The sequence below is a fragment of the uncultured Phenylobacterium sp. genome (assembly GCF_902826855.1).
In the GTDB taxonomy this organism is placed as follows: Bacteria; Pseudomonadota; Alphaproteobacteria; order Caulobacterales; family Caulobacteraceae; genus Phenylobacterium.
The window spans coordinates 10913-31984 of record NZ_CADEGK010000006.1; the positions used below are offsets into that span (position 1 = coordinate 10913).

18 protein-coding genes are annotated in these 21072 nt (G+C 69.3%); 6 read left to right on the forward strand and 12 right to left on the reverse strand.

The features are described from left to right. Nucleotides 1–19: 19 nt before the first annotated feature. Complete coding sequence (locus tag QZV94_RS01785) at nucleotides 20–3031, reverse strand: hypothetical protein (protein WP_293676085.1); 3012 nt, start codon at nucleotides 3029–3031, stop codon at nucleotides 20–22. Next, the gene (locus QZV94_RS01790) at nucleotides 3028–4263 is read right to left on the reverse strand and encodes a cytochrome P450 (RefSeq protein ID WP_293676086.1); all 1236 of its coding nucleotides are present in this window, start codon (nucleotides 4261–4263) and stop codon (nucleotides 3028–3030) included. The genes QZV94_RS01785 and QZV94_RS01790 overlap by 4 nt, the downstream gene beginning before the upstream one ends. A 105-nt stretch (nucleotides 4264–4368) precedes the next feature. On the opposite strand from QZV94_RS01790, the gene QZV94_RS01795 reads away from it, so the two are divergent. Further along, nucleotides 4369–5145, forward strand: a complete 777-nt coding sequence (locus QZV94_RS01795) for a hypothetical protein (protein ID WP_293676087.1) — start codon at nucleotides 4369–4371, stop codon at nucleotides 5143–5145. Here the strand turns inward: QZV94_RS01795 and QZV94_RS01800 are convergent, their stop codons facing one another. Both QZV94_RS01800 and QZV94_RS01805 read right to left on the reverse strand, forming a co-directional pair. Then, a complete protein-coding gene (locus tag QZV94_RS01800; protein WP_293676088.1) occupies nucleotides 5146–5664 on the reverse strand; it encodes a TadE/TadG family type IV pilus assembly protein in 519 nt (172 codons plus the stop codon). After that, nucleotides 5661–6179 carry a TadE/TadG family type IV pilus assembly protein gene (locus QZV94_RS01805; RefSeq protein WP_293676089.1) on the reverse strand — a complete coding sequence of 173 codons (519 nt, stop codon included), beginning with the start codon at nucleotides 6177–6179 and terminating at the stop codon, nucleotides 5661–5663. Before QZV94_RS01805 ends, QZV94_RS01800 begins: the two co-directional genes overlap by 4 nt. 148 nt (nucleotides 6180–6327) lie before the next feature. Here QZV94_RS01805 and QZV94_RS01810 point away from each other — a divergent pair, with 148 nt between their 5' ends. Further along, a complete protein-coding gene (locus tag QZV94_RS01810) occupies nucleotides 6328–7893 on the forward strand; it encodes a vWA domain-containing protein (RefSeq protein WP_293676090.1) in 1566 nt (521 codons plus the stop codon). Between the two features lies 1 nt (nucleotide 7894). On the opposite strand, the gene QZV94_RS01815 is transcribed toward QZV94_RS01810, so the two are convergent. Continuing rightward, nucleotides 7895–8443 (reverse strand): MOSC domain-containing protein, encoded by a 549-nt coding sequence (locus QZV94_RS01815; protein ID WP_293676091.1) that lies wholly within the window; start codon nucleotides 8441–8443, stop codon nucleotides 7895–7897. Nucleotides 8444–8507: 64 nt separating this feature from the next. On the opposite strand from QZV94_RS01815, the gene QZV94_RS01820 reads away from it, so the two are divergent. Then, nucleotides 8508–8750 carry a sulfurtransferase TusA family protein gene (locus QZV94_RS01820; protein ID WP_293676092.1) on the forward strand — a complete coding sequence of 81 codons (243 nt, stop codon included), beginning with the start codon at nucleotides 8508–8510 and terminating at the stop codon, nucleotides 8748–8750. Nucleotides 8751–8766: 16 nt separating this feature from the next. On the opposite strand, the gene QZV94_RS01825 is transcribed toward QZV94_RS01820, so the two are convergent. The 3 genes from QZV94_RS01825 to QZV94_RS01835 form a co-directional block, all read right to left on the reverse strand. Beyond that, entirely contained in the window at nucleotides 8767–9696 is a 930-nt protein-coding gene (locus QZV94_RS01825; protein WP_293676093.1) for a YihY/virulence factor BrkB family protein, read from the reverse strand. Nucleotides 9697–9957: 261 nt separating this feature from the next. After that, on the reverse strand, nucleotides 9958–11070 hold the full coding sequence (locus QZV94_RS01830; protein WP_293676094.1) for a CaiB/BaiF CoA-transferase family protein: 1113 nt from the start codon (nucleotides 11068–11070) through the stop codon (nucleotides 9958–9960). Nucleotides 11071–11151: 81 nt separating this feature from the next. Beyond that, on the reverse strand, nucleotides 11152–11904 hold the full coding sequence (locus QZV94_RS01835) for an SDR family NAD(P)-dependent oxidoreductase (protein ID WP_293676095.1): 753 nt from the start codon (nucleotides 11902–11904) through the stop codon (nucleotides 11152–11154). A gap of 130 nt (nucleotides 11905–12034) precedes the next feature. Between QZV94_RS01835 and QZV94_RS01840 the strand changes: the two genes are divergently transcribed. Next, nucleotides 12035–13363 (forward strand): diguanylate cyclase, encoded by a 1329-nt coding sequence (locus QZV94_RS01840; RefSeq protein WP_293676096.1) that lies wholly within the window; start codon nucleotides 12035–12037, stop codon nucleotides 13361–13363. Between the two features lie 10 nt (nucleotides 13364–13373). Here the strand turns inward: QZV94_RS01840 and QZV94_RS01845 are convergent, their stop codons facing one another. The 4 genes from QZV94_RS01845 to QZV94_RS01860 all read right to left on the reverse strand — a co-directional run bounded on the left by QZV94_RS01845 (nucleotide 13374) and on the right by QZV94_RS01860 (nucleotide 18471). Next, the gene (locus QZV94_RS01845) at nucleotides 13374–13754 is read right to left on the reverse strand and encodes a hypothetical protein (protein ID WP_293676097.1); all 381 of its coding nucleotides are present in this window, start codon (nucleotides 13752–13754) and stop codon (nucleotides 13374–13376) included. A 59-nt stretch (nucleotides 13755–13813) separates the two neighbouring features. After that, nucleotides 13814–17263 carry a transcription-repair coupling factor gene (gene mfd / locus QZV94_RS01850; protein WP_293676128.1) on the reverse strand — a complete coding sequence of 1150 codons (3450 nt, stop codon included), beginning with the start codon at nucleotides 17261–17263 and terminating at the stop codon, nucleotides 13814–13816. 28 nt (nucleotides 17264–17291) lie between these two features. After that, nucleotides 17292–17588: a succinate dehydrogenase assembly factor 2 gene (locus QZV94_RS01855; RefSeq protein ID WP_293676098.1), complete on the reverse strand. Its 297-nt coding sequence runs from the start codon at nucleotides 17586–17588 to the stop codon at nucleotides 17292–17294. A gap of 73 nt (nucleotides 17589–17661) precedes the next feature. Beyond that, complete coding sequence (locus QZV94_RS01860; RefSeq protein ID WP_293676099.1) at nucleotides 17662–18471, reverse strand: hypothetical protein; 810 nt, start codon at nucleotides 18469–18471, stop codon at nucleotides 17662–17664. A gap of 84 nt (nucleotides 18472–18555) precedes the next feature. Between QZV94_RS01860 and recG the strand changes: the two genes are divergently transcribed. Together recG and QZV94_RS01870 are read left to right on the forward strand one after the other, a co-directional pair. Further along, a complete protein-coding gene (gene recG / locus QZV94_RS01865; RefSeq protein WP_293676100.1) occupies nucleotides 18556–20631 on the forward strand; it encodes an ATP-dependent DNA helicase RecG in 2076 nt (691 codons plus the stop codon). Between the two features lie 11 nt (nucleotides 20632–20642). Beyond that, nucleotides 20643–21065, forward strand: coding sequence for a GFA family protein (locus tag QZV94_RS01870; RefSeq protein WP_293676101.1), 423 nt, complete (start codon nucleotides 20643–20645; stop codon nucleotides 21063–21065). Nucleotides 21066–21072: the final 7 nt, after the last annotated feature.

The window sequence follows — 21072 nt, forward strand, 5'->3', positions numbered from 1 at the left end:
GCGCCTGATGTGCGACTGGTCAGCTGCTCAGGAACTCCAGCAGCCGCCGACCGGGCAGGAAGAAGTACCCGCCGCCCCTTGGCGTAACGAACCGCTCCATTCGCCCGAGCCGCACCGGCCCATCCCGGGTGGGCACGGTGTAGCCGGCGGGGCAGCCGGCCTTGTCGGTGGTGATCGGGTCGCGCTCGCCGGAGAGGCCGTGGAACGTCTCGCTGCCCAGCCAGGTCTGCTGCACGAACTCGAACTGCCGCTCCAGGTCGCCGTTCAGGCACATGAACATCAGGCCGGGGTTGCGGTCCTTGACGCGGTCGAAGCCGCGGCCGACGCGCAGGATGCGGTGGCGGTTGGAGATGTCGATCTGGTCCTGCGAGCCCGGCTCGAGGCTGTCGCGGGGATTGGCCCGGCGGATGTGCGCGCCGAACGGGCAGTGCACGCCCTCCGGGTCCTCGACGCCGTAGAGGAAGTCGTTGTCCGCCACCGTGTAGGCCGTCCTCGACGCGGCTTCCGCCGCCCCGAGCCGCTGGGGTGTGGCAGGACCTGGCGCTTCGGTGGGATGGACCGGCGTGGCGGCCGGCACCGGACTGGCGCTGGTGGTCAGCGGGCGCGCGGTTGGCTTCTGCCGCGCGCGCGCGTCCGACGCGGGCAAGTAGGGATTACGCACCAGGGAGGAGCCATCCTTCCAGCGCCCGATCAGCTTTGCGCCGATGAACTCCGGAGTCACATGGTACGGCTCGCCGAACCGTCCGGTGACCAATTTCGCCTCGTCCGCGCAGTACTTTTCGAACGCGGCGACGTCCTGTTCCAGTTGGCGGATGACGAGGAACGAGCCGTTGCGGCCGATCTCGCGCGGCGCGTCCGCCACGTTCTCGGCGAACCCGGCGTCGCTGTCGCAGCGGATGGGCAAGAGGTTGTGTGGATCATCCAGGGCGTTCAGCGAGGGCCCCGGCGGCAGGTTGCCGCGGTTGTCGGGATAGCCGAGGATGAACTCGCCCGGCTCGACCAGATGGATCGGATCGGGGGTGCGCAGGCCGCGGTAGGTGCCGCGGATCACCGGCTGCGAAGTCCCGTCGACGAAGCCGAAGGGTTCGAGGCGCTTGTAGGCCTTGTCGGCCACAGGCGTCAGCGGGAACACCTCGGGAGCGCCGTGGCCGTGGCGCTTGAGGAGATCGCTCACCGTCTTCCTGAGCCCCTCGACGGCGGCCTCGTCGTCGCCGTAAGCCAGGATCGCCGCATCGTAGGGGCCGCGGTGCTTCCACCACCAGGGCTCGTCCGGATCGTCGCCGAGGACGCGGGCGCGGCCAGGCTCGGTCATGCCGTCCAGGTAGGCCGCGGGGAAGGTCTCCAGCGCGGCCGGCGGCAAGCCGGCCTTGGCCAGGGCGCCGGGCCCCAGGGCCAGCGTGGCCACGGCCGCCCGGTCGATCCGCCGGCCGTCGCCGAAGGCGATCAGGGGTTGAACGTCGCGCAGCCAGGCGCGGACGGCCGCGGTATCGTCCTGGAAGTCGGCGATCATGATCACGCCGTGCGGCTTGAAGCCGAGGCCGCCGAACACCAGGCTCTGGATCTGGTTGGTCTCCAGTTTCGACGCCGGCCGCGAAGCCGACCCGAACAGGGCCAGCCAGGTCTTCGCCTCCTCGTCGGTCATGGCCGCGGCCAGCCCGACGCGAATGGCGGCGTTGGTGCGGATGTTGGCGGTCGAGAGCGTGCGGTAGGCCGAATACCAGAACGGCGTCGGCGCCATGCTCTGGCGGGCGTAGCGCTTGAATCGCTCGCCGTCCGTCGCGCCCTTCTGGAAGAGGTTCTCGGCGCGCGGGAAGCCGACTGTGTTCGACCACACCGCCGTCAGGCCGTTGTGCGCCCGGGTGATGAAATCCTCGAGATAGCTCTCCCAGCTGCCGCCGTAGTTGGACAGGAACACCACCTGCCGGGTCCCGGGCAAGGTCACCCAGCGGGCGAAATGGATGGTGCCGATCTCGCCCAGGAAGCCCGGTTTGAACCTGCGGGACGCAAGACCCAGGATGATCCAGAACGCCAGTCGCAGGGTCATGGTCCGCGTGAACCCCGGCTTCTGCAGGGTCACGGAGATCATATGGTTCTGCGCGCCGCGGTTCTCGTGGCGCAGGATCTCCCGCAGCACCTCGCGTTTGGGCGCGGCGTCGGAGGTCCAGTCGGTGGCCTCCTGCTTGCGCAGGCTGAGGTAAAGCGCCGCCAGGCCGGCCACCACGGCAAGGCCGGTCAGCACCGCCACGATCACCACCCACATGATCGCCGCCCACAGGCCGCGAACCACGACGTCGGCCGTCAGCTCCACTGACAGCGCCCACCGCGCGGCGTGGAACAGTCCGAGCCCCGCGACGATGAGCAGCGGCACGGCCAGGGGCCACAGGTAGGTGGTGACGAACGAGGCGGCGAGCGAGGCCACCAGGCCAAGCGTCGACGGCTTGGGCTGGACCGGGAGCGGCGCCGGCGTCTCCAGGGCCCAGGCGAAGCGCACATCGCCGCGCACCACCGCCCTGGCCGCCTCCAGCCGGCTCAGCGCCGCCAGGTCTTGGGTGCGGTCGTCGCCCACCGCGTGGGCTAGGAAGTCCGCCAGCGCAGCCTCGCGGTGGATGCGCCCGACGCTCATCCCCGGCGTCCCGTCGAAGGCCAGTCCGGCCTCCCCGAACCAGCCCTGGCCGACCCGCACCTTATGGGCCTTCAGGTAGGCTTCCAGGGACCCGCCGCTCCAGTCCTGGGCGCAGGCGAAGACGGCGACAAGCTGGGGCCCGATCCGCGCCGCGATCCGCGCGATCGCTGCGTCGGGGTCCCCATCGGCGGAGAATTCCAGCAGCAGGTGGCCGCGGCTCCCGCCCGGCGCGTCCGGCCCAATGGCGTGGAGACTCATGAAATGGACGCCCTCGTCGCCGTCCAGCCGCGCCAGGGCCACCGCGATTTCATCGGTGGCGGGATTGCCCATCGACTCGATCAGCGCGAGGGCCTCGGGGATGCGCGCCGCGACGATGGGCGCGGCGATGGAGACCATGGCGTGGCTCATCGGCCGACTCCGAGCTGCACGGTGAGATGGTCGGGGAACGGGCCGGCCCAAGTGATGCGCCCCACCTTGCCCAGCCCACGATCCAGGAGCTTGCCGACGAGCATGGGGATCTGGGTGTCGTTTACCGGCCGCCCGGCGCAGACGTGCAGGCCGCCGCCGAGGTGCATGTAGGCGCGTGAGGGCCGATCCGGCCGCATCTGCGCGGGAAACGGAAACGCCTCGGCGTCCTGCATCGCCGCCTGGGTCCAGGCGAAGACCCGGGCCCCCGCCGGGATCGCGACTCCGTCCAGGCTGGACTCGCGCAGCGTCTCGCGCAGCACCAGGGGGTTGTGCGGCCAGCGCCGCAGCGCTTCCCAGCACCAGCCGCGCATCCGCGCCAGGTCGCCGGCGTCGCGCCGCGCCCGTTCCGCGAGCACCCGGTCGCGGCCCAGCACGTGGACGATCTTGGCGACGGCCGAGGCGGTGGTGTCGATGCTCCCTACCAGCATCCCGCCCAGGGTGCGGCGCACCCCGTCGTCGTCCAGGAGCCCCTGCGTCATCAGGGCGCCCATCATGTCGTCACCCAGTTGGCCGCTCTTGCGCCGTCGGGCGATCTCGGCGGCTAGCCAGGCGCGCATCAGCTCCGCGGCCTTGAGCGCGCGCGCCTCGATCGCCTTGTCCCCGCCGAGGTTGAGGAAGGTGTGGGCGAAGATGGCGCGGGCGACCTCGAGAAACAGGGCCTCGTCTACCCCGCCGATCCCGAACAGCCGCCCGGCCGTGCGCCCCGCCACGCGACGCGCATAGCCCTCCACCACGTCGACCGATCCGCCGGCCGCGGACAACAGCTCATCGGCGTCGAGCGAGGCCTTGGCGGCCAGGGCGGGCATATCCACCGCCATCAGGGCCGCGTACAGCGCCCGGCGCTCGAGGACCAGTTCGGCGCCTCGGTCCATGCCCAGCACGAACGGCCCGTTGACCGCCCCGATGCGTCCGGCGTTCACCGGGGCGATGCCGAAGTCCAGATCGCGGCTCAGCACCTCGCGCACATGGCGGTGGCGCGCGGCGATGATGACCTTGCCCAACCGGAGCGGCTTCTTCAGCACCCGAACACCGAGCCAGGCAGCGAGGGCAAGCGGGCCCGGACCCGAAAGCAGACCACCGCCCTTTGCCGGTGTGCGGATCTGCTCGATCCCGATCAGCGGTCCGCCGTCCAGCGCTTCTCCGCCCGGGGCCCCAGAGACACTTCCCGACACGCCCCACCTCGTCTTCACCCAGGATTGCATAATGATCGTGAGGGTTGTTGTCGGAATTGTCGAGTTGTGGCCAGTGGGCGGCGCAACAGGATGTGGGAGGCAGTGATGGCCTCATCAGGGACCTACCGGATGGTGACGGCCCGGGTCAGCCCGATGGTCGAGCTCGCCCGTTGGCTGTTCGACCGCTACGACGTCCCGTTCTCCGAGGAATGCCACGCGCCGATGCTGCACGTGCTGGCCACGCGCGCGGCCGGCGGCGGGGTCGAGTTGCCGGTGATCGTGACGCCAGCGGGCGCGGTCTGGACCGGCGCGCGGGACACCCTCAAGGGCGTCGATGCGCTGAGCCCGCCGGGACGCAAGCTGTTCGGTGAAGCCGAGGACGAACGGGCCGCGAACCAGGCTTTCGTGGAAGAGCTGCTCGACCGGCTGCTGACCCAGGTGCGTCGGTTCGTCTATCATCATGTGCTGCCCAACAAGCAGGCGCTGCTTCCGACCGTGACGTTTCGCGCACCGCTTTGGGAGCGCGCCTTCGTCGGCCGGCTCTATCCGCTCTGGCGGGTGTTGATGGCGCGCGGCCTGGACTTCTCGCCGCAGGCGCTCGCCGACGCCCCGGTGAAGATCGAGGAGGCCCTGGCGCTGGTCGAGGCGGAGCTGGCCCGGCGCAAGACCCCGTTCCTGGGCGGCGCGGCGCCTGGCTCTCTGGACGTGATCTTCTCGGCCCTGGCCGGGCCGCTGGTGTTTCCGCGGAACTATGGCACACGGCTGCCGGCGGTGGAGGATCTGCCGGATGCGTTGCGGCGGTTCGTCGCCGCGACCCGGGCGCGGCCGGCCGGCGACCTCGTCCTGCGCACTTACGACGCCACCCGGTTCCCGCGCAGCTGACTAGAGTTTCTCAACCTGGTTCGAGAGCCGCGGACGCACATAGGCGTGGCGGGTGAAGCGGATGGTGGCCGGCATGAACAGTCCGAAGGTCGGCTTGTAGTCGTAGATCACGTCGGTCACGATCACGCTCTCGCCGTTGGCCAGGAATCCATACGGAACCGAAGGACCGCCCGTCAGTGTGTAGGCCTTCTTCACGCTCCAGTCCGTGGTCTGGGTCCCTGAACTGTTCTTGCTGATGCTGGAGATCCGCTGCTGCACGCCCAGTTGCGGGTACGGGTGGATCATGGCGCCGCTGGCGGTCAGCACATCGTCCAGGTCGCTGGTCGTCACCGAGCGGCTCTGCGCCACGATGTCGGCCATGGCGGAGGCGATGTGGGCGACGTTGCGCTGCGCCTGGTAGGCCATCAGCGCTTCCGCCGCCCCAACGTGCAGCACGAAGAGCACCGGGAAGATCAGGACGAACTCGACGGCGGCGGCGCCCTTCTGGTCGGCCGCGCCGCGGCGGATGAACCGGATCATTTGAATGGCTCGTTCTTGAATGCGAGGCGTGTTCCGAGGGTCACGCTCATGGGACCGGCGTGCGGATAGCCGGTGGCCATGAACGGCGTGATCAAGGGCCAGTTGTAGTCGGCCTTGACGATCACGATGTCGCCCGCGCCACCCTTGTCGAAGTCCCCGTTCGGGGGCGAGGTCACGCTGGCGCCCGCGTCGACGAATTTCGAGAACGTCTGCGCGCTGACCACCAGGCGCGCGCGGCAGCCGCTGACGTTGCCCCCCAGGTTCGCACAGACCTGATCCTCGAAGCTGCCCACGTCGGTCGGTGCGCTGCCCTGGCCGGTGCGTATCTTCCGCGCGACCTCGGCCACGGCGTTGTCCAGGCCGCTAGCCATCATGCCCAGCACGCCGATCTCGACAAGCGAGAGCAGGGCGAAGCACAGCAGCGGCGCCACCAGGGCGAACTCCAGCGCCGTCGCGCCGCGCTCGTCACGCCGGAATGCCGACTCGCGGGCGCAGATATGGACGCGATGAGACATCCAACCAGTGTCTCAGGTTTGTGCAAACAGCAAGTTAATGGGAGATGATACACAGTAAACAGAGTTTAACGATCCTGGATAATAAGAGATTATCCGTCCTCTGACATTCTCCTGCCTAAGAATATAGTCCAGCTGCAGGAATCCGGTCATGAGTCCTTCCAGGCCTTCGCGACGTAATCGTTTCCTCCGCGCGATCTGCGACCGTCGCGGGAACGTCGCCACGGTGGCGGCGCTCGCCATGGCGCCGCTGGCGATCGCCGGACTTGGGGCCGCGGATCTGGCCCGTGCGACCAGCGCCAAGTCCCAGCTGCAAGACGCGCTGGACGCCGCCGCTTTGGCCGCCGCCCGGTCCAACGCCACGACGGACTCTGAGCTGAAGGTGGCCGGCGACAAGTACCTGAACCAGAACCTGGCGCTTGGGTCGGCCTTTGCCCTCACCTCGTCCACCTTCAAGTTCGGCGCCGACGGGCGTGTGGTCGCCGCGGCCAAGCTGAGGGTCACCCCCTTCGTCGTCGGCCTCGTAACCGGCGGCAGCATGGACGTGGGCGCCTCCGCCGAGGTGGTGCGCGCCGGCTCCAAGCTCGAGATCGCCCTGGTCCTCGACAACACCGGCTCCATGGACCAAGGCGACAAGCTCGAGGACATGAAGGAGGCGGCTGAGAACTTCGTCGACAAGATGGAGGAGCTCTCGGACAAGGCCACTGAGCTCAACACAATTCGCATCTCCCTGGTGCCGTTCTCCAACAGCGTGCGGCTCGACGCCACGGCCCACCGCTATTCGAGCTGGATCGACCAGAGCGGGAACTCGCCGATCAACGACGAGATCTTCACCACCGCCACCGGCACCCAGCACGCCAACCGCTTCGACCTTTTCGCGCAACTGGGAACGAGCTGGCGCGGGTGCGTCGAAATGCGCAAGGCGCCCTACGACGTGCAGGACGACGCGCCGACGAGCGGGGCGATGCTCTACACACCCTACTTCGCCGTCGACGAGCCCGACAGCCAGACCAGCGGCTACGGCGACGACTACCAGAACGACTATGTCAGCGACGGCGTGAGCGGTTCCGTTACGAACTGGCGTGTCCGGCAGGGAAAGGTCAACAAGTACGGCGGAAGCAAGAAAGGCAGCATGACCACCACGTTCGGCCCGAACAGGGGTTGTCAGCTGAAGCCGCTCAGGCGGCTGGGCACGGACTTCTCGGGCCTGCGCTCGGCGATCAACGACCTCAACGCCGCCGGCAACACCAACATCCCGATCGGCATGGCCTGGGGCTGGAACACGCTGTCGCCCCACGCGCCGTTCAGTGACGGCGTCGCCTACGGCACCGTGGGCTACAAGAAGATCATCGTGCTGATGACCGACGGCGAGAACACCATAGACCAGCGGGATACGCCCAACGACGGCACCTACGCCGGCACCGGCTATATCTGGCAGGGCCGCATCCTGAAGGCCGACGGCGCGCCGCTGCCGCAGGGCGCCTCAGACGCCGATCGAACCGCCGCCCTCGACTCGCGCCTCGCGCTGATCTGCACGAACATCAAGGCCAGGGGCATCGAGGTGTACACGATCCGCGTTGAGGACGGCTCCAGCACCCTGCTGAAGAACTGCGCAAGTGGCGACGACCACTACTACAACGTCGAGGACTCGGTGACGCTAACCGCCGCGTTCGAGTCTATCGCGGGCCAGATCGCGGCGCTGCACCTGGCGAAATAGCTCAGACGGGCTTCAGCGGCTCCATCGGGCCGAGCGGCAGGGTGACGCGCACTGCGTCCCCTGCCCTCACCTCTCCGCCCTGCCGCACGACGGCCATAACGCCGGCCTTGCGCACCGGCGCCCCGTCCGGCCCCCGCCCCAGGCAAGCCGCCATCAGGCCCTCCGCCAGCCCGTCCAATTGGATGCACGGGTTCCGCAGGCCGGTCACCTCGATCACCGCCTCCGCGCCCAGGTGCAAGGTCGCGCCGCGCGGCAGGCCCAGCAGGTCGACCCCGCGGGTGGTCACGTTCTCGCCCATCAGCCCCGCAGTCACGACGAATCCCTTCGCCGCCAGTTCATCGTGCAATTCGGCATGCAGCAGGTGCACTTGGCGCAGGTTGGGCTGATCGGGATTCTGCCGCACCCGGCTGCGGTGCTTCACCTTCGCCCCGTAGTGCGCGTCGCCCTCTACCCCGTGCCCGGCGACCAGGCGGATCATCAGCTGATTGGGCTTGTCGACCCCGTGGCCGGCCTTGCGGCTCACCGCGACGATGGCGCCATTCGATGACATGCCGGAGCTATAGCACAGCCGCGCCGCTCGTCAGGCCGGGGCGCCATGGTGTATGCGCGGCGGCATGGGCGAGCCCGAAATCCTGGTGGACGCGCGCGGGCATCGCTGCCCGGTGCCCACCCTGCGCCTGCGCCGGGCCCTGGAGCGGGCGGCGCCGGGCGCGCGCGTGCGGCTGCTGGCCGATGATCCCATGGCCCGCATAGACGTCCCGCACTTCGCCGCCCAGATCGGCGCCACCGTGCTCGAACAAGGCGAGAGCGGCGCGGTGCTCAGCTTCCTGGTCACCGGGCGCGCCGACGCCGCCTGATCGACTGCGAACCGCGTCATCCCGACCCGCGCAGCCCGCCGAGCTCTGCGACCTGCGGCACGTGGCGCTGCAGGGCAATCTCGACCTCGGTCGCCAGCGCACCGCCGAAGAAGAGTGCGTTCACGTTCCAGCTGAGCCAGATCAGGAAGATCACGACCGTCGCGATGGAACCGTAGGTGGCCCCCAGCGCCGCGATCTGCTCCACGTAGATCCCGAGGCCCCACGACGCGAAGATGCACAGCGCCGAGGCCGCGGCCCCGCCGAGCGACGAGGCGCGCCAGTCCACCGGGTCGCGCGACATCGCCCATCGGTAGATCAGTGTCATGCCGAGGGTCATGCCGGCGCTGGCCCAGGTCCACTCGCTGTAGAGCCACATCACCCCGCGCAGCGGTCGTAGGTCGAGGGTCTCGGCGGCGATCCGGAAACCGAAAAACACCGCCGACAGCATGCCCAGAAGTCCGAAGGCCGCGAACAGCACCACCAGCGCCATGAAGTTGAAGCCCAGGAACCCGCGCGGCTTGTGCTCGTCGTGGATGAACGACAGCCCCGCAAGGAAGGCCTTGAAGCCGCGGTGCGAAGCGTAGGCGCCGATCACCAAGGCCAGGGCGCTCTGGGTGGAGATCGTCTCCCGCGGCGCCTGGGCGAGGCGCATGAGTTCGCCCTGGAAGATCAGCCGCGCGGCATCGGGCATCACCTGGGCCAGGTACTCGCCCTGTTCGGCCACGCGCGTCGGGTCGGAGAGCAGGCTGTAAAGGCCGATCAGGATCGCCAACGCCGGGAAGATCGCCAGCATGACGAAGAATGAGACCCCACCTGTGTAGAGCATCACGTCGCGGCCCCACAGCCGGCCCAGCGCCTTGCCGACGATGGTGAGGCTCAGGCGCAGCGCGTGGACGGGATCCCAGTCGCGCTCACGCAACCGGCGGGGCAGCTCGCGCAGTCTCATGCGCGCGGAAGGTGAGCAGGAACGTGGCCGAGCGCAACCCCGGCCCGAAGGAGCCCGAAAATGGAAACGGCGCGCCACCCGGTGAAGAGTGACGCGCCGCCCGATGGGCGTGTCGTTCCATCAGAGCCGTTCGCCGCTTCGAGGGACGGGAGAGCGCGTCGCCCGGCTCATGAGCGAACATCGTCTTTCGCCGCTGAACCGCGCCTGAACGACGCTTTCAGGTAACGCGCCGGCTAAGCGCCTGATACGGCAGCGCTTCCCTCAGGCCAGAGCGGCGATCTCGTCCGGCGAGAAGCCCCAGTCGCGCAGCGCGTCGGTGTTGTGGGCGCCGATCGCCGGCGGCGGGCCCTGGATGGCCCCCGGCGTCGCCGAAAACCTCGGGGCCGGGGCCGGCTGTGTCACGCCGCCCACCTCGACGAAGGTCTTGCGCGCGACGTTGTGCGGGTGCTTCGGAGCCTCGTCCAGATCCAGGACCGGGCCGAAGCAGACGTCGGTGCCGCCCATGATCTCGGTCCACTCGTCGCGGGTCTTCTGGGCGATCACATTGGCCAGCTTCGTGCGAAGGTCGGGCCACGCGCTCCGGTCCATCTGCTTGGCGAACTCGGGGTCGTTGATCCCGGTCTTCTCCAGCAGCAGGGCGTAGAACTGCGGTTCGATGGAGCCCACCGAGATCCACTTGCCGTCGCTGCACTTGTAGGTGTCGTAGAAATGGGCGCCGCCATCCAGCAGGTTCTGGCGCCGCTCTTCCTTCCAGCCGCCTGCGGCCTTCATGCCGTAGAACATCGACATCAGGGAGGCCGCGCCGTCGCTCATGGCGCAGTCCACCACCTGGCCCTTGCCGGTCTCGCGCGCCTGGATGACGCCAGCCAGCAGGCCGAACGCCAAGTAAAGCGCCCCGCCGCCGAAGTCGCCCACCAGGTTCAGCGGCGGCACCGGCTTGTCGGCGGTGCCGATGGCGTGCAGCGCGCCGGTGATGGCGATGTAGTTCATGTCGTGGCCGGCCGCCTGGCTGTAGGGCCCGAACTGGCCCCAGCCGGTCATGCGGCCGTACACCAGCTTCGGATTACGCTTCAGCGCCACGTCCGGGCCCAGGCCCAGGCGTTCCATCACACCCGGCCGGAAGCCTTCGAACAGCACATCGGCCTGTTCGACCAGCTTAAGGCAGGCCTCTATGGCAGCGGGCGATTTCAGGTCCAGCGCCACCGAGCGGCGGCCGCGGCCGGTGACATCCGTGGGCGAACCACGCCCCGGGCCCTTGCGGTCGATGCGGACGACGTCGGCGCCGAGGTCGGAGAGCAGCATGCCGCAGAACGGACCCGGGCCGATGCCCGCGAACTCCACGATCTTCAGTCCCGTGAGCGGACCCTGGCGCATGTCGTATCCTCCGTCGTCTTTGGGCGCCGATCTAAGCGCCCTGCCCCTCGGTCAGCCAACAGCATAGGCCGCCACCAGGGTCTACCCGCCCCCGGGCAGCGATTGTCCGTCGTCGACGGTGAAGACGCTCCCGGTGATCGCCCTGGCCGCGGGGCCCGCCAGCATCAGGAACGCCGCGTCCAGGTCCTCCGCGTCCATCAGCCGCCGCCGCGGGAAGCCCTTCAGCTGCTTCTGCCCGCCCTCGGTGGGCCACCAGAAGTCGTTGATGCCGGTCTCGATGTAGCCGGGGCAGAGCGCGTTCACCGCGATCCCCTTGCGCGCCCACTCACGCGCCAGGCTCTTCGTCAGCATGGCCACCGCCGCCTTCGAGCCGCAGTAGGCCGACAGGCCCGGCAGGACCGTGTGGCTGGCGATCGAGGCGATGTTGATGATCCGCCCCTCCACCTTGGCCGCGATCATCCGCGCGGCGGCCTCGCGCGCGGCGAAATAGGTCGCACGCACGTTCACGTTGAAGGTCGTGTCGAACTCCTCGATCGTGAGGTCGAGCGCCATCCCCTCCCCGCCGACCCCGGCGTTGTTCACCAGGATGTCGATGGTCCCGAGTTCTGCGGCGGCGCGGTCCAGCGCCGGGGCGATGGCGTGGGCGTCGGCCACGTCGAGGGCGAATGCGATCGCCCGACCGCCGGCCGCGTTCAGCTCCGCCGCCAGCGCCTCGATCTTGTCCACTCGCCGCGCGGTGATCGCCACCGCCGCGCCGTTCCTGCTGAGCAGCCGGGCAAAATGCTCCCCGAGGCCGCCGCTGGCCCCGGTGAGGAATGCAACTCTGCCCGTCAATATTTGATCCACCCGTCTGCCCTCCGCGACAATGAAACGCTTCCGCAACCTGCGGTCGGTTATGCGACAACACCTTGGCCCCGTGCGATTCCGATTTGGACTCAGCACTCGGGCGTTGTTGGATGGGCATATGTCGGCAGGGGTCCAGGCGCGAGTGCTGATTATCGCACGCGACGATTCCGCGGCGGGTCCTCTTGCTGAGGGGCTCGACCGGTTGGGTTGGCGCACCGTCACTGCGCGCACCGAGGTCGCCGCGGCGGCCGCCCTGTCCGATCTGCAGATCCAGGCCGCGATCATCGACCTGGGGACAATCGAGACCGATTTCCACATCGCCGAGCGCCTGCGCGCCGCCTGCCACCCGCGCCGGCTGCCGATCATCGCCATGGGCGATCCCGACCCGTTCCAGAAGGAGCGCGGGTTCGATCTCACGCTCGCCGGACCGCTGCATCCGGCTCAGGCGGTCATGCGCCTGGAAACTCTGGTTCGCACCGCAGTTGCGGAAGAGGAATTCGAGGTTCGCCGCGGGACCTTCGCCGAGCGCGCCTGCGTGCTGGACGCCCCGGAGACCGACGCTTCGCCCTACCAGATCCTGGCCATCGGCGAGCCGACGCCGCAGTTCCTGGCCCTCTCCAATGCGCTGGCCCGCAACGGCGCCGAGGTGGTCGGCGCGTTCACGGCCTTCACCGCTTTCGACTACCTGCACGAGCGCCAGTTCGATGCGGTCGTCCTGTGGGCGGAGGGCAATCCGCAGGAGGCGCTGTCGATCGCCGCCGGTCTGCGCCGCAACACGCGCCTCTACCACACACCCGCCCTCCTCTACATGCGCGCCGAGTCTCCGGTGACCGCCGCCGAGGCTTTTCACCGGGGCATCTCGGATGTTGCGTCTCCCGAGACTCCCGAGAGCGAGACGGCCCTACGGGTTGTCGAACTGGCTCGCGCCTACCGCCGTCAGAAGGCCGTGCGCAGCGCCCTCGAACAGGCGCGCAGCTCGGGCCTCATGGACGCGGCGACCGGGCTGTTCACCCGTGATCTCTTCGCCGGCCACCTCATGCGCCTGGCGCTGAGCGCCCAGGCCCGCAACCGCGCCTTGAGCGTCTGCGTTCTCAAGGTCGCCGAGAAAGCGGACCTGGCGGGGCCCCGCGCCGGCGGCTGGGTGGCCCGCGCCGTGCCCCAGATCGGGTCCATGATCGGTCGCCTGGTTCGCGTGGAGGACACGGCCGCGCGCCTGGCGCCCGAGGTCTTCGCACTGGCCCTGCCGGCCACCCCCCTGCTCGCCGCGCGCGCCGCCGGAGAACGGATCGCCGCCGTCATCGGCTGCACAGCCTTCGAGGCCGGTCAGGGCAACACGCCCTTCGTCGTCGAGTTCGATCTGGGCGTCGCGGAGGTTGCTTCGCCGGAAGCCGTCGGTCACGCCCTCGAGCAGGCGGCCGCCATGGCCCAGACCCTCAAGGCAAGCTAGCCAGCGGACGCTACTTCTTGGCTGGCGGACGCGTCGCCGCGGCGGCCTTCTGCACCTGCGTCAGCGCCGTGCGCAGCTCCGTGTTGCGCGCATTGAGCTCGGCCCCGCAGCGCTGCAGCTCGGACTGGACCTGCGCCGCCGCGGTAATCGTCTTGGCTTCCGCCACCAGTATCGGTCCCAGCTTGGACGAGACGCCGCGGGCCGCAAGCCGGCCCAGGAAATAGAAGGTGCCCCGACCGGCGGACTCCGTGTTCTTCGGGTCCTGGGCGGCGACCGATATCACCAGCACGCAGCGGGCGTCGGCCTTGTCCGCCGCGGTCTGGGCTACCGCCGGCGCAGCCATGCCCGTCAGGGCGATGGCGCCGCTCATGGCGATCAGGGTGGTGCGCATCCGGTGGCTCCTTGTGTTGTCCCTCCGGTTGTAGGCCCGAAGAGATGGATCGTTCCTGACTAGGCGGCCAGCTTGGCCAATTCCGCGAGCACCTTCTCCGCGGCGTCGAGGCGCTGCTTCGGCGTTTCCCACTCGCCCCTCACGACGACCTTGTTGTCCGGGCGCAGGCGCCACGCGACCTGGTTCTTGGCGATGAAGGCCACGAGGCTGCCGGGACTCTTGAAGTCGTCGTTGCGGAAGCTGACCACCGCGCCCTTCGGTCCGACGTCGATCTTGGCGACGTTGGCTTCACGGCACAGGCCCTTGATGGCGACCACTTTCAGCAGCTGGTCGGCTTCCGGCGGCAGCGGACCGAAGCGGTCGATCAGTTCGGCGGCCAGCGCCTCGCGGTCCTGCGACTTCTCGGCCTCCGAGATCCGTCGGTAGAGGGCCAGCCGCACGTTCAAATCGGCCACGTAGTCCTCGGGGATCAGCACGGCGGCGCCGGTGTTGATCTGCGGCGACCAGCCCCGGTCGGCGGCCAGGTCCTCGACGCCGGCGCGGGCGCGCAACTCGTTGACCGCATCCTCCAGCATCTGCTGGTAGAGCTCGACCCCAATCTCCTTGATGTGGCCGGATTGCTCCTCGCCCAAGAGGTTCCCGCCGCCGCGGATGTCGAGGTCGTGGCTGGCGAGCTGGAAGCCGGCGCCCAGGCTATCAAGGGACTGCAACACCTTCAGCCGCTTTTCGGCCGACAGCGTGATCTGCTTCTCCGCCGGCGTCGTCAGGTAGGCGAAGGCGCGGGCCTTGGAGCGACCCACCCGGCCCCGCAGCTGGTAGAGCTGGGCCAGGCCGAACATGTCGGCCCGGTGGATGATCAGGGTGTTGGCGGTAGGGATGTCCAGACCGCTCTCCACGATCGTGGTCGACAGCAGCACGTCGTACTGGCCGTCGTAGAAGGCGCTCATCACCTCCTCGAGCTGCGTCGGGGCCATCTGCCCGTGGCCGACCACGAACTTCACCTCGGGCACCTGTTCGCGGATGAACCGCTCCAGCTGCGCCAGGTCGGAGATCCGCGGGGCCACGAAGTAGGCCTGACCGCCACGGTATTTCTCGCGCAGCAGCGCCTCGCGCAGCACCACCGGATCCCAGGGGGTGATGTAGGTGCGCACCGCCAGGCGATCGACCGGCGGGGTCGCAATGATCGACATCTCGCGGATGCCGGAGAGCGACAACTGCAGCGTCCGGGGGATGGGCGTGGCGGTCAGGGTCAGCATGTGCACGTCGGCGCGCAGCTCCTTGAGCTTCTCCTTGTGCTTGACCCCGAAGTGCTGCTCCTCGTCGACGATAACCAGGCCCAGGTTGTGGAAACTCACCTGCTTCGAAAGCACCGCGTGGGTGCCGACGATGATCTCCACCTCGCCCTTGGCCAGCCCCTCGCGGGTCTCGGCGGCTTCCTTGGCCGGGACCAGTCGCGACAGGCGGCGCACCTTGACCGGCCAGCCCTCGAACCGCTCGGTGAAGGTCTTGTAGTGCTGGCGCGCGAGCAGCGTCGTGGGCGCCACGATCGCCACCTGCTGGCCGCTCATGGCCACGACGAAGGCGGCCCGCAGCGCGACCTCGGTCTTGCCGAAGCCCACGTCGCCGCAGATCAGCCGGTCCATCGGCTTGCCGGCCGCCAGGTCCTCCAGGACGTCGCCGATCGAAGCCAGTTGATCGTCGGTTTCCTCATAGGGGAACCGCGCGCAGAACTCGTCGAACAGGCCGGCCGGCGGCTCCATCGGATCGCTGAGCTTGGTGGCCCGCTCGGCGGCGATGCGGATCAGGCCATCGGCCATCTCGCGCAGCCGCTCCTTGGCCTTCGCCTTGCGCGCCTGCCACGCCGCCCCGCCCAGGCGGTCGAGCTGCACGCCCTCGTTGTCCGCGCCGTAGCGGGTCAGGAGGTCGATGTTCTCCACCGGCAGGTACAGCTTCGCCTCGCCGCCGTACTGCAGCTCCAGCGTGTCGTGCGGCGCACCCTGCACGTCCAGGGTCTTCAGCCCCTCGTAGCGCGCGATCCCGTGGTCGATGTGGACCACCAGGTCGCCGGGCGTCAGGGCGGAGGCCTCGGCCAGGAAATTCGATGCGCGGCGGCGCTTGCGGGGCCGGGCCAGCCGGTCACCCAAGATGTCCGTTTCGGAAATGACCGCCAGGCTCTCGGTCTCGAACCCGGCGTCCAGCGGCAGCACCACGCGCTGCGGCTTCTTCGGGTCCGCCGCGCGCGCGGCGTCCCAATAGGGGGCGAGCGGCAGTGACGTCAGGCCATGGTCGGCCAGCATGTGCATCAGCCGGTCCGACGAACCGTCCGACCATGAGGCGAACAGCACGCGCTTACCGGCCGCCGACAGCTTCTGCGCGTGATCGACCGTCGCCTCGAACAGGTTGACGCTGTCAAGCTTGCGCTCGGCGGCGAAGGTGCGCCCCGCCTTGGCGCCCATGTCGATAACCGCCTCGCCCTCGGCCTCGTTGAAGGACGAGAACCGCCGCGTGGCCCGCACCCGCAGCGCCGCGTCCCACTCCTCGGCGTCGAGGTAGAGCCGTGAAGGCTCCAGCGGGTGATAGTGCACCTTTCGCTCAGTGATGGACCGCGCCTCATAGGCGTCGGCGATCATCGCCAGCCGCTCGTCGCGGGCGTCGCGCGCCAGGTGGTCCAGCGCGATCGCCGCATCCTTTGGCAGGTAGTCGAACACGGTGGCCAGGCCGTCGTAGAACAGCGCCAGATAGTGCTCCATCCCCGCGCGGCGACCGCCCTCGGAAATGGTCGCATACAGCGGGTCGTCGCCGGCCGCGCCGAACGCCTCGAGGTAGCCGGTGCGGAAGCGGCTGACCGCTTTCTTGTCCAGCAGCGCCTCGCTGACCGGCAGCAGCGAGACCTCCTTCAGCTGCTTGGTCGAACGCTGCGTCTCCGGATCGAAGGCGCGGATGGACTCCAGCGTCTCGCCGAACAGATCCAGGCGCACAGGCTCGTCGCCACCCGGCGGGAAGACGTCGATCACCCCGCCGCGGATGGCGAACTCGCCCTTCTCCGAAACGGTGGAAGCGCGGCTGTAGCCGTTGATGGCGAAATAGCGCTCCAGGTCGGCGATCTCGACCGAATTGCCCGGCCTCGCCGAATAGCCCGCGCCCTCAACCGCAGATATCGGCGGAACCCGCTGAACCAGCGCCGCTGCCGTCGTCACCAGGAGACGCGGCTTGGCGTCGAAGCCCTCGGCCAGGCGCGACAGGATGGCCATCCGCTGCGCCGCGACCCCGGCCGATGGCCCGACCCGGTCATAGGGCAGGCAATCCCAGGCCGGGAAATGCAGCACTTCCACATCCTGGGCGAAGAATCGGAACGCGTCGACGAAGGCGGAGAGCCGGGTGCCGTCGCGCGCCACGAAGACCGACAGCCCTTTGCGCGCCCGCACCAGGTCGGCCATCACCAGGGCGTCGAAGCCCTCCGGCGCGCCCACCAGGTCGAGGCGGCCCGGATCCTCAGCTACCCGGCGCATCTGCGCCGCACCAGCCGGCCGGTTTCCGTCAGCCATTGGCGGAGCCCCTGGGATTTATGTCGGCGTGAACTTCATCCCGGAACGCCCTGAGCTGGTGCATCAAAACGCCGTCGAAGGGTGCGGGCGCCGGAGCCCGTTCCAGGATCCACCCATAGACGTCGTGATCCGCTTCCTCGAGCAGGGCCTCGAACAGATCCAGCTCGGCCTCGCTGAAACCGGGGACATGACGATCGGCGAACGGCCCCAGGATGAGGTCCGCTTCCCTGAAGCCCCGCCGCCAGGCGCGCATCTTCAGTTTCTTCCGTCGGGCATCGTCGATGGTCATTTGGGAACGCGGCATATAGGCCCGGTGCGTTCGCCGCGCCAGCCAGAACCCGACGAAGCGGCGGTTCGTCGGCCTACTTAGACGCGGCCGCCTTGGTCGGATAGGTGACGAGCTTGGCCCGCAGGCTCTCGATCTCTGCGTTGATCGCCTTGCTCCGGCGCTCGGCCAGCAGGAGTTCAGTGGCAAGCGCGTTGGCCGGCGCGCCGACGATCGGCTGCACGGTGGACTGGCGAACCCGGCTGACCGTGAAGCCGCCGGGCTCGTTCGACACGAAGGGCTCGCCTGGCGGCACCTTGCGGATGGCGGCGGAGAGCTGCGGGTTCGCCCGCAGGGTATCGAAGCCCTGGACGCTGCGGCGGAACGGGATGCCGCGGCCTCTCAGTACGCGCTCGACCTCCTCCAGGGTTTTCGTGGGGCGCAGTGCGGTCACCAGGGCGGCATTGAGCGGCACGTTGGTGCGCAGTTGGTCGAAGATGTAGCCGCTGCGTTCCGCAAACCGCTCCGGGTGGGTCTGGACATAGGCCTGCGCCTCCGCGGCCGTCGGAGGCTTCACCTTCGACTGCATCGCACTCAGCGCCAGGCCCGCGTCGACGGACTCCATCGCCGCGGCTTTGATCACCCGGGCTTCCGCTGTCTTGTCGAGGTCGTCGGCGCGGGCCCTCCGGGCCAGCAGCTTGCGCATGACGATCTGCTCGAGCGCGGCGCGACGGACATCCGGGTCGTCGGCCCGCGCCACGCCGCCCAGCCTCAGCTCCGCGCTGAGCTCCGCCTCGGTGATCTTCTCGCCGGCGACAGTGGCCAGGACCGTCTCATCGCCGCCCGTCCTGGCGCAACCGGCCATCGCGAGCATCGCCACGATCGCCAAGCATGTCCCTGCGCGCATGATTTTCCAGCCCCGAATAGCCGCCATCGATCCCGGCTCGACCCTATGATGCGCAGGCTGACCCGTGAAGGCTATGCTTGCGCTATGCGGCCGGAGATTCTGTTCCCGCTCTTTGCACCCCTCAGCACGCTGAAGGGCGTGGGACCGCGCGTGGCGCCCCTGCTTGCCAGGGTGGCCGGCGACAAGGTGCGCGACGTGCTGTGGCTACGGCCCCATTCGATCGTGCGCCGCACGCCGGCCGTGCTCTCCGCCGCGATCGACGGCCAGGTAATGACCTTCGAGGTCGCCATCCAGGACCACCAGAGACCGCGCACCTCCGCCCAGCCCTGGCGCATGCAGGTCGCCGACGAGACCGGCCTGATGACCCTCGTCTTCTTCGGCCGCTTCGGCGAAGGCCTCGCCCAGCGCCATCCGGTCGGCGCCAGGCGCGTTGTCTCCGGGCGGGTCGAGGAGTCCAAGTTCGGCCGCCAGATGGTCCACCCCGACTACATGGTGGCCCCGGACAAGGCCGATGAGATCCCCGAGGTCGAGGCGGTCTATCCCGCCACCGAGGGCTTGCCGCCGCGCCGGGTGCGCGCCTTCGCCCACGAGGCCCTTTCGCACGCGCCTGAGATGCCGGAGTGGCAGGACCCCGCCTGGCTCGCCCGGCAGGGGTTCCCGTCCTGGCGCGAGGCGCTGGCGCGCACCCACAACCCCGAGGCAGAGGCGGACCTGGAGGCATCCAGCGCCCACCGCCGGCGGCTGGCCTACGACGAACTCCTTGCCCACCAGCTGGCCATGGCCCAGCGCAAGGCCGCCCGGCGCCGCGAGCCCGCCCCGCGCATCGCCGCCGGCGCTCTGGCCGGCCGCATCCAGGCCGCCCTGCCGTTTCGCTTCACCGGCGCCCAGGACCGCGCCCTGGCCGACATTCGCGCCGACCTTGCCGCCGGCGAGCGGATGAGCCGTCTCGTCCAGGGCGACGTGGGCTCGGGCAAGACCGTGGTGGCCATGTGCGCCATGGCCGACGTCGCCGAGGCCGGCGGGCAATCCGCCCTGATGGCGCCGACCGAGATCCTCGCGCGCCAGCACTTCGAGACGCTTTCCGGGCCGTTGGAGATCCACGGCCTGGGCGTTGTGCTGCTCACGGGTCGCGATAAGGGCGCGGTGCGCGCCGCGAAGCTCCGCGCCCTGGCGTCCGGCGCGGCCAAGGTCGCCGTCGGCACCCACGCGCTGTTCCAGGACGAAGTGGCCTTCCACAAACTCCAGCTCGTGATCGTCGATGAACAGCACCGCTTCGGCGTCGCCGAGCGCCAACGGCTGCAGGCCAAGGGCCCGGGCACGCACCTGATCGCCATGTCGGCCACACCGATCCCGCGCACGCTGGAGCTCACCATGTACGGCGACCTGGACGTCAGCCGCATCGAGGAGAAGCCCCCCGGTCGCACGCCGGTGGCCACCCGCGCCGTGCCCATGCCCCGCATCGACGAAATCGTCGGCCGGCTGAAGCAGGCCGTGGCCGGCGGCGCCCAGGCCTTCTGGATCTGCCCGCTGGTCTCGGAATCCGAGCTCAGCGACCTCGCCGCGGCCGAACAGCGGGCCAAGGCGCTGCGTCACCTGATCGGCCCGGGCGTCGGCCTCGTGCACGGCCAGATGCCGGCTGCTGAAAAGGACGCCGTGATGTCCGACTTCGCCGACAATAAGCTGTCCGTGCTGGTGGCGACCACCGTGGTTGAGGTGGGGGTCAACGTCCCGAACGCCACCATCATGGTCATCGAACAGGCCGAGCGCTTTGGCCTGGCCCAGTTGCACCAGCTACGCGGTCGTGTGGGCCGGGGCCGGCGCGAGAGCGCCTGCGTCCTGCTCTACGACCCGCCGCTCAGTGAAACCGCCCAGCAGCGGCTCGACATCCTGCGCCGCACCGACGACGGCTTCGCGATCGCCGAACGTGACCTGGAGCTCCGGGGCGGCGGCGACGCCCTGGGCCTGCGCCAGTCGGGCCTGCCCGACTACGTCTTCGCCGATCCCTTCGCGCACCGCGACCTGATCGCCGCCGCCGGCGACGACGCCCGCCTTATCGTCAGCCGCGACCCCGACCTCAAGTCCGAGCGCGGCCAGGCGCTGCAGGTGCTACAGGAACTGTTCGACTGGAAAGCAGGGCTCGCCCTGCGCGATGCAGGCTGAGAGGGGACGACATGTGGACCGGCCGATGCCTCTGCGGCGCTTGCGCTTACACGATCGAAGGCGACCCGATCGTCGTGGCTCACTGCCACTGCCTCGACTGCCAGCGGGGGACCGGCGCGGGACATGCCACGAGCGCGATGTTTGACGCCGCGGGCATAACGATCACCGGCGATCCCTCCGTCTACGAGCAGGTGAGCGAGGCCGGCAACACCGTCACCCGGCTCTTCTGCGGCGGCTGTGGCAGCCAGCTGTTCGGGCGCAACACGGGCATGCCCGGCGTGATGGCCGCTTCACTGGGCACGCTTGATCAGGCGGACGAGCTGACCCCCCAGGTGGCGATCTTCGCCCGCGCGCGACGCCATTGGGACGCTGTGGACCCCGCGCTGCCCACCTATGACGGCCAACCCGACTGGAAGCCCGGCGACGACGTCTGACGGCCGC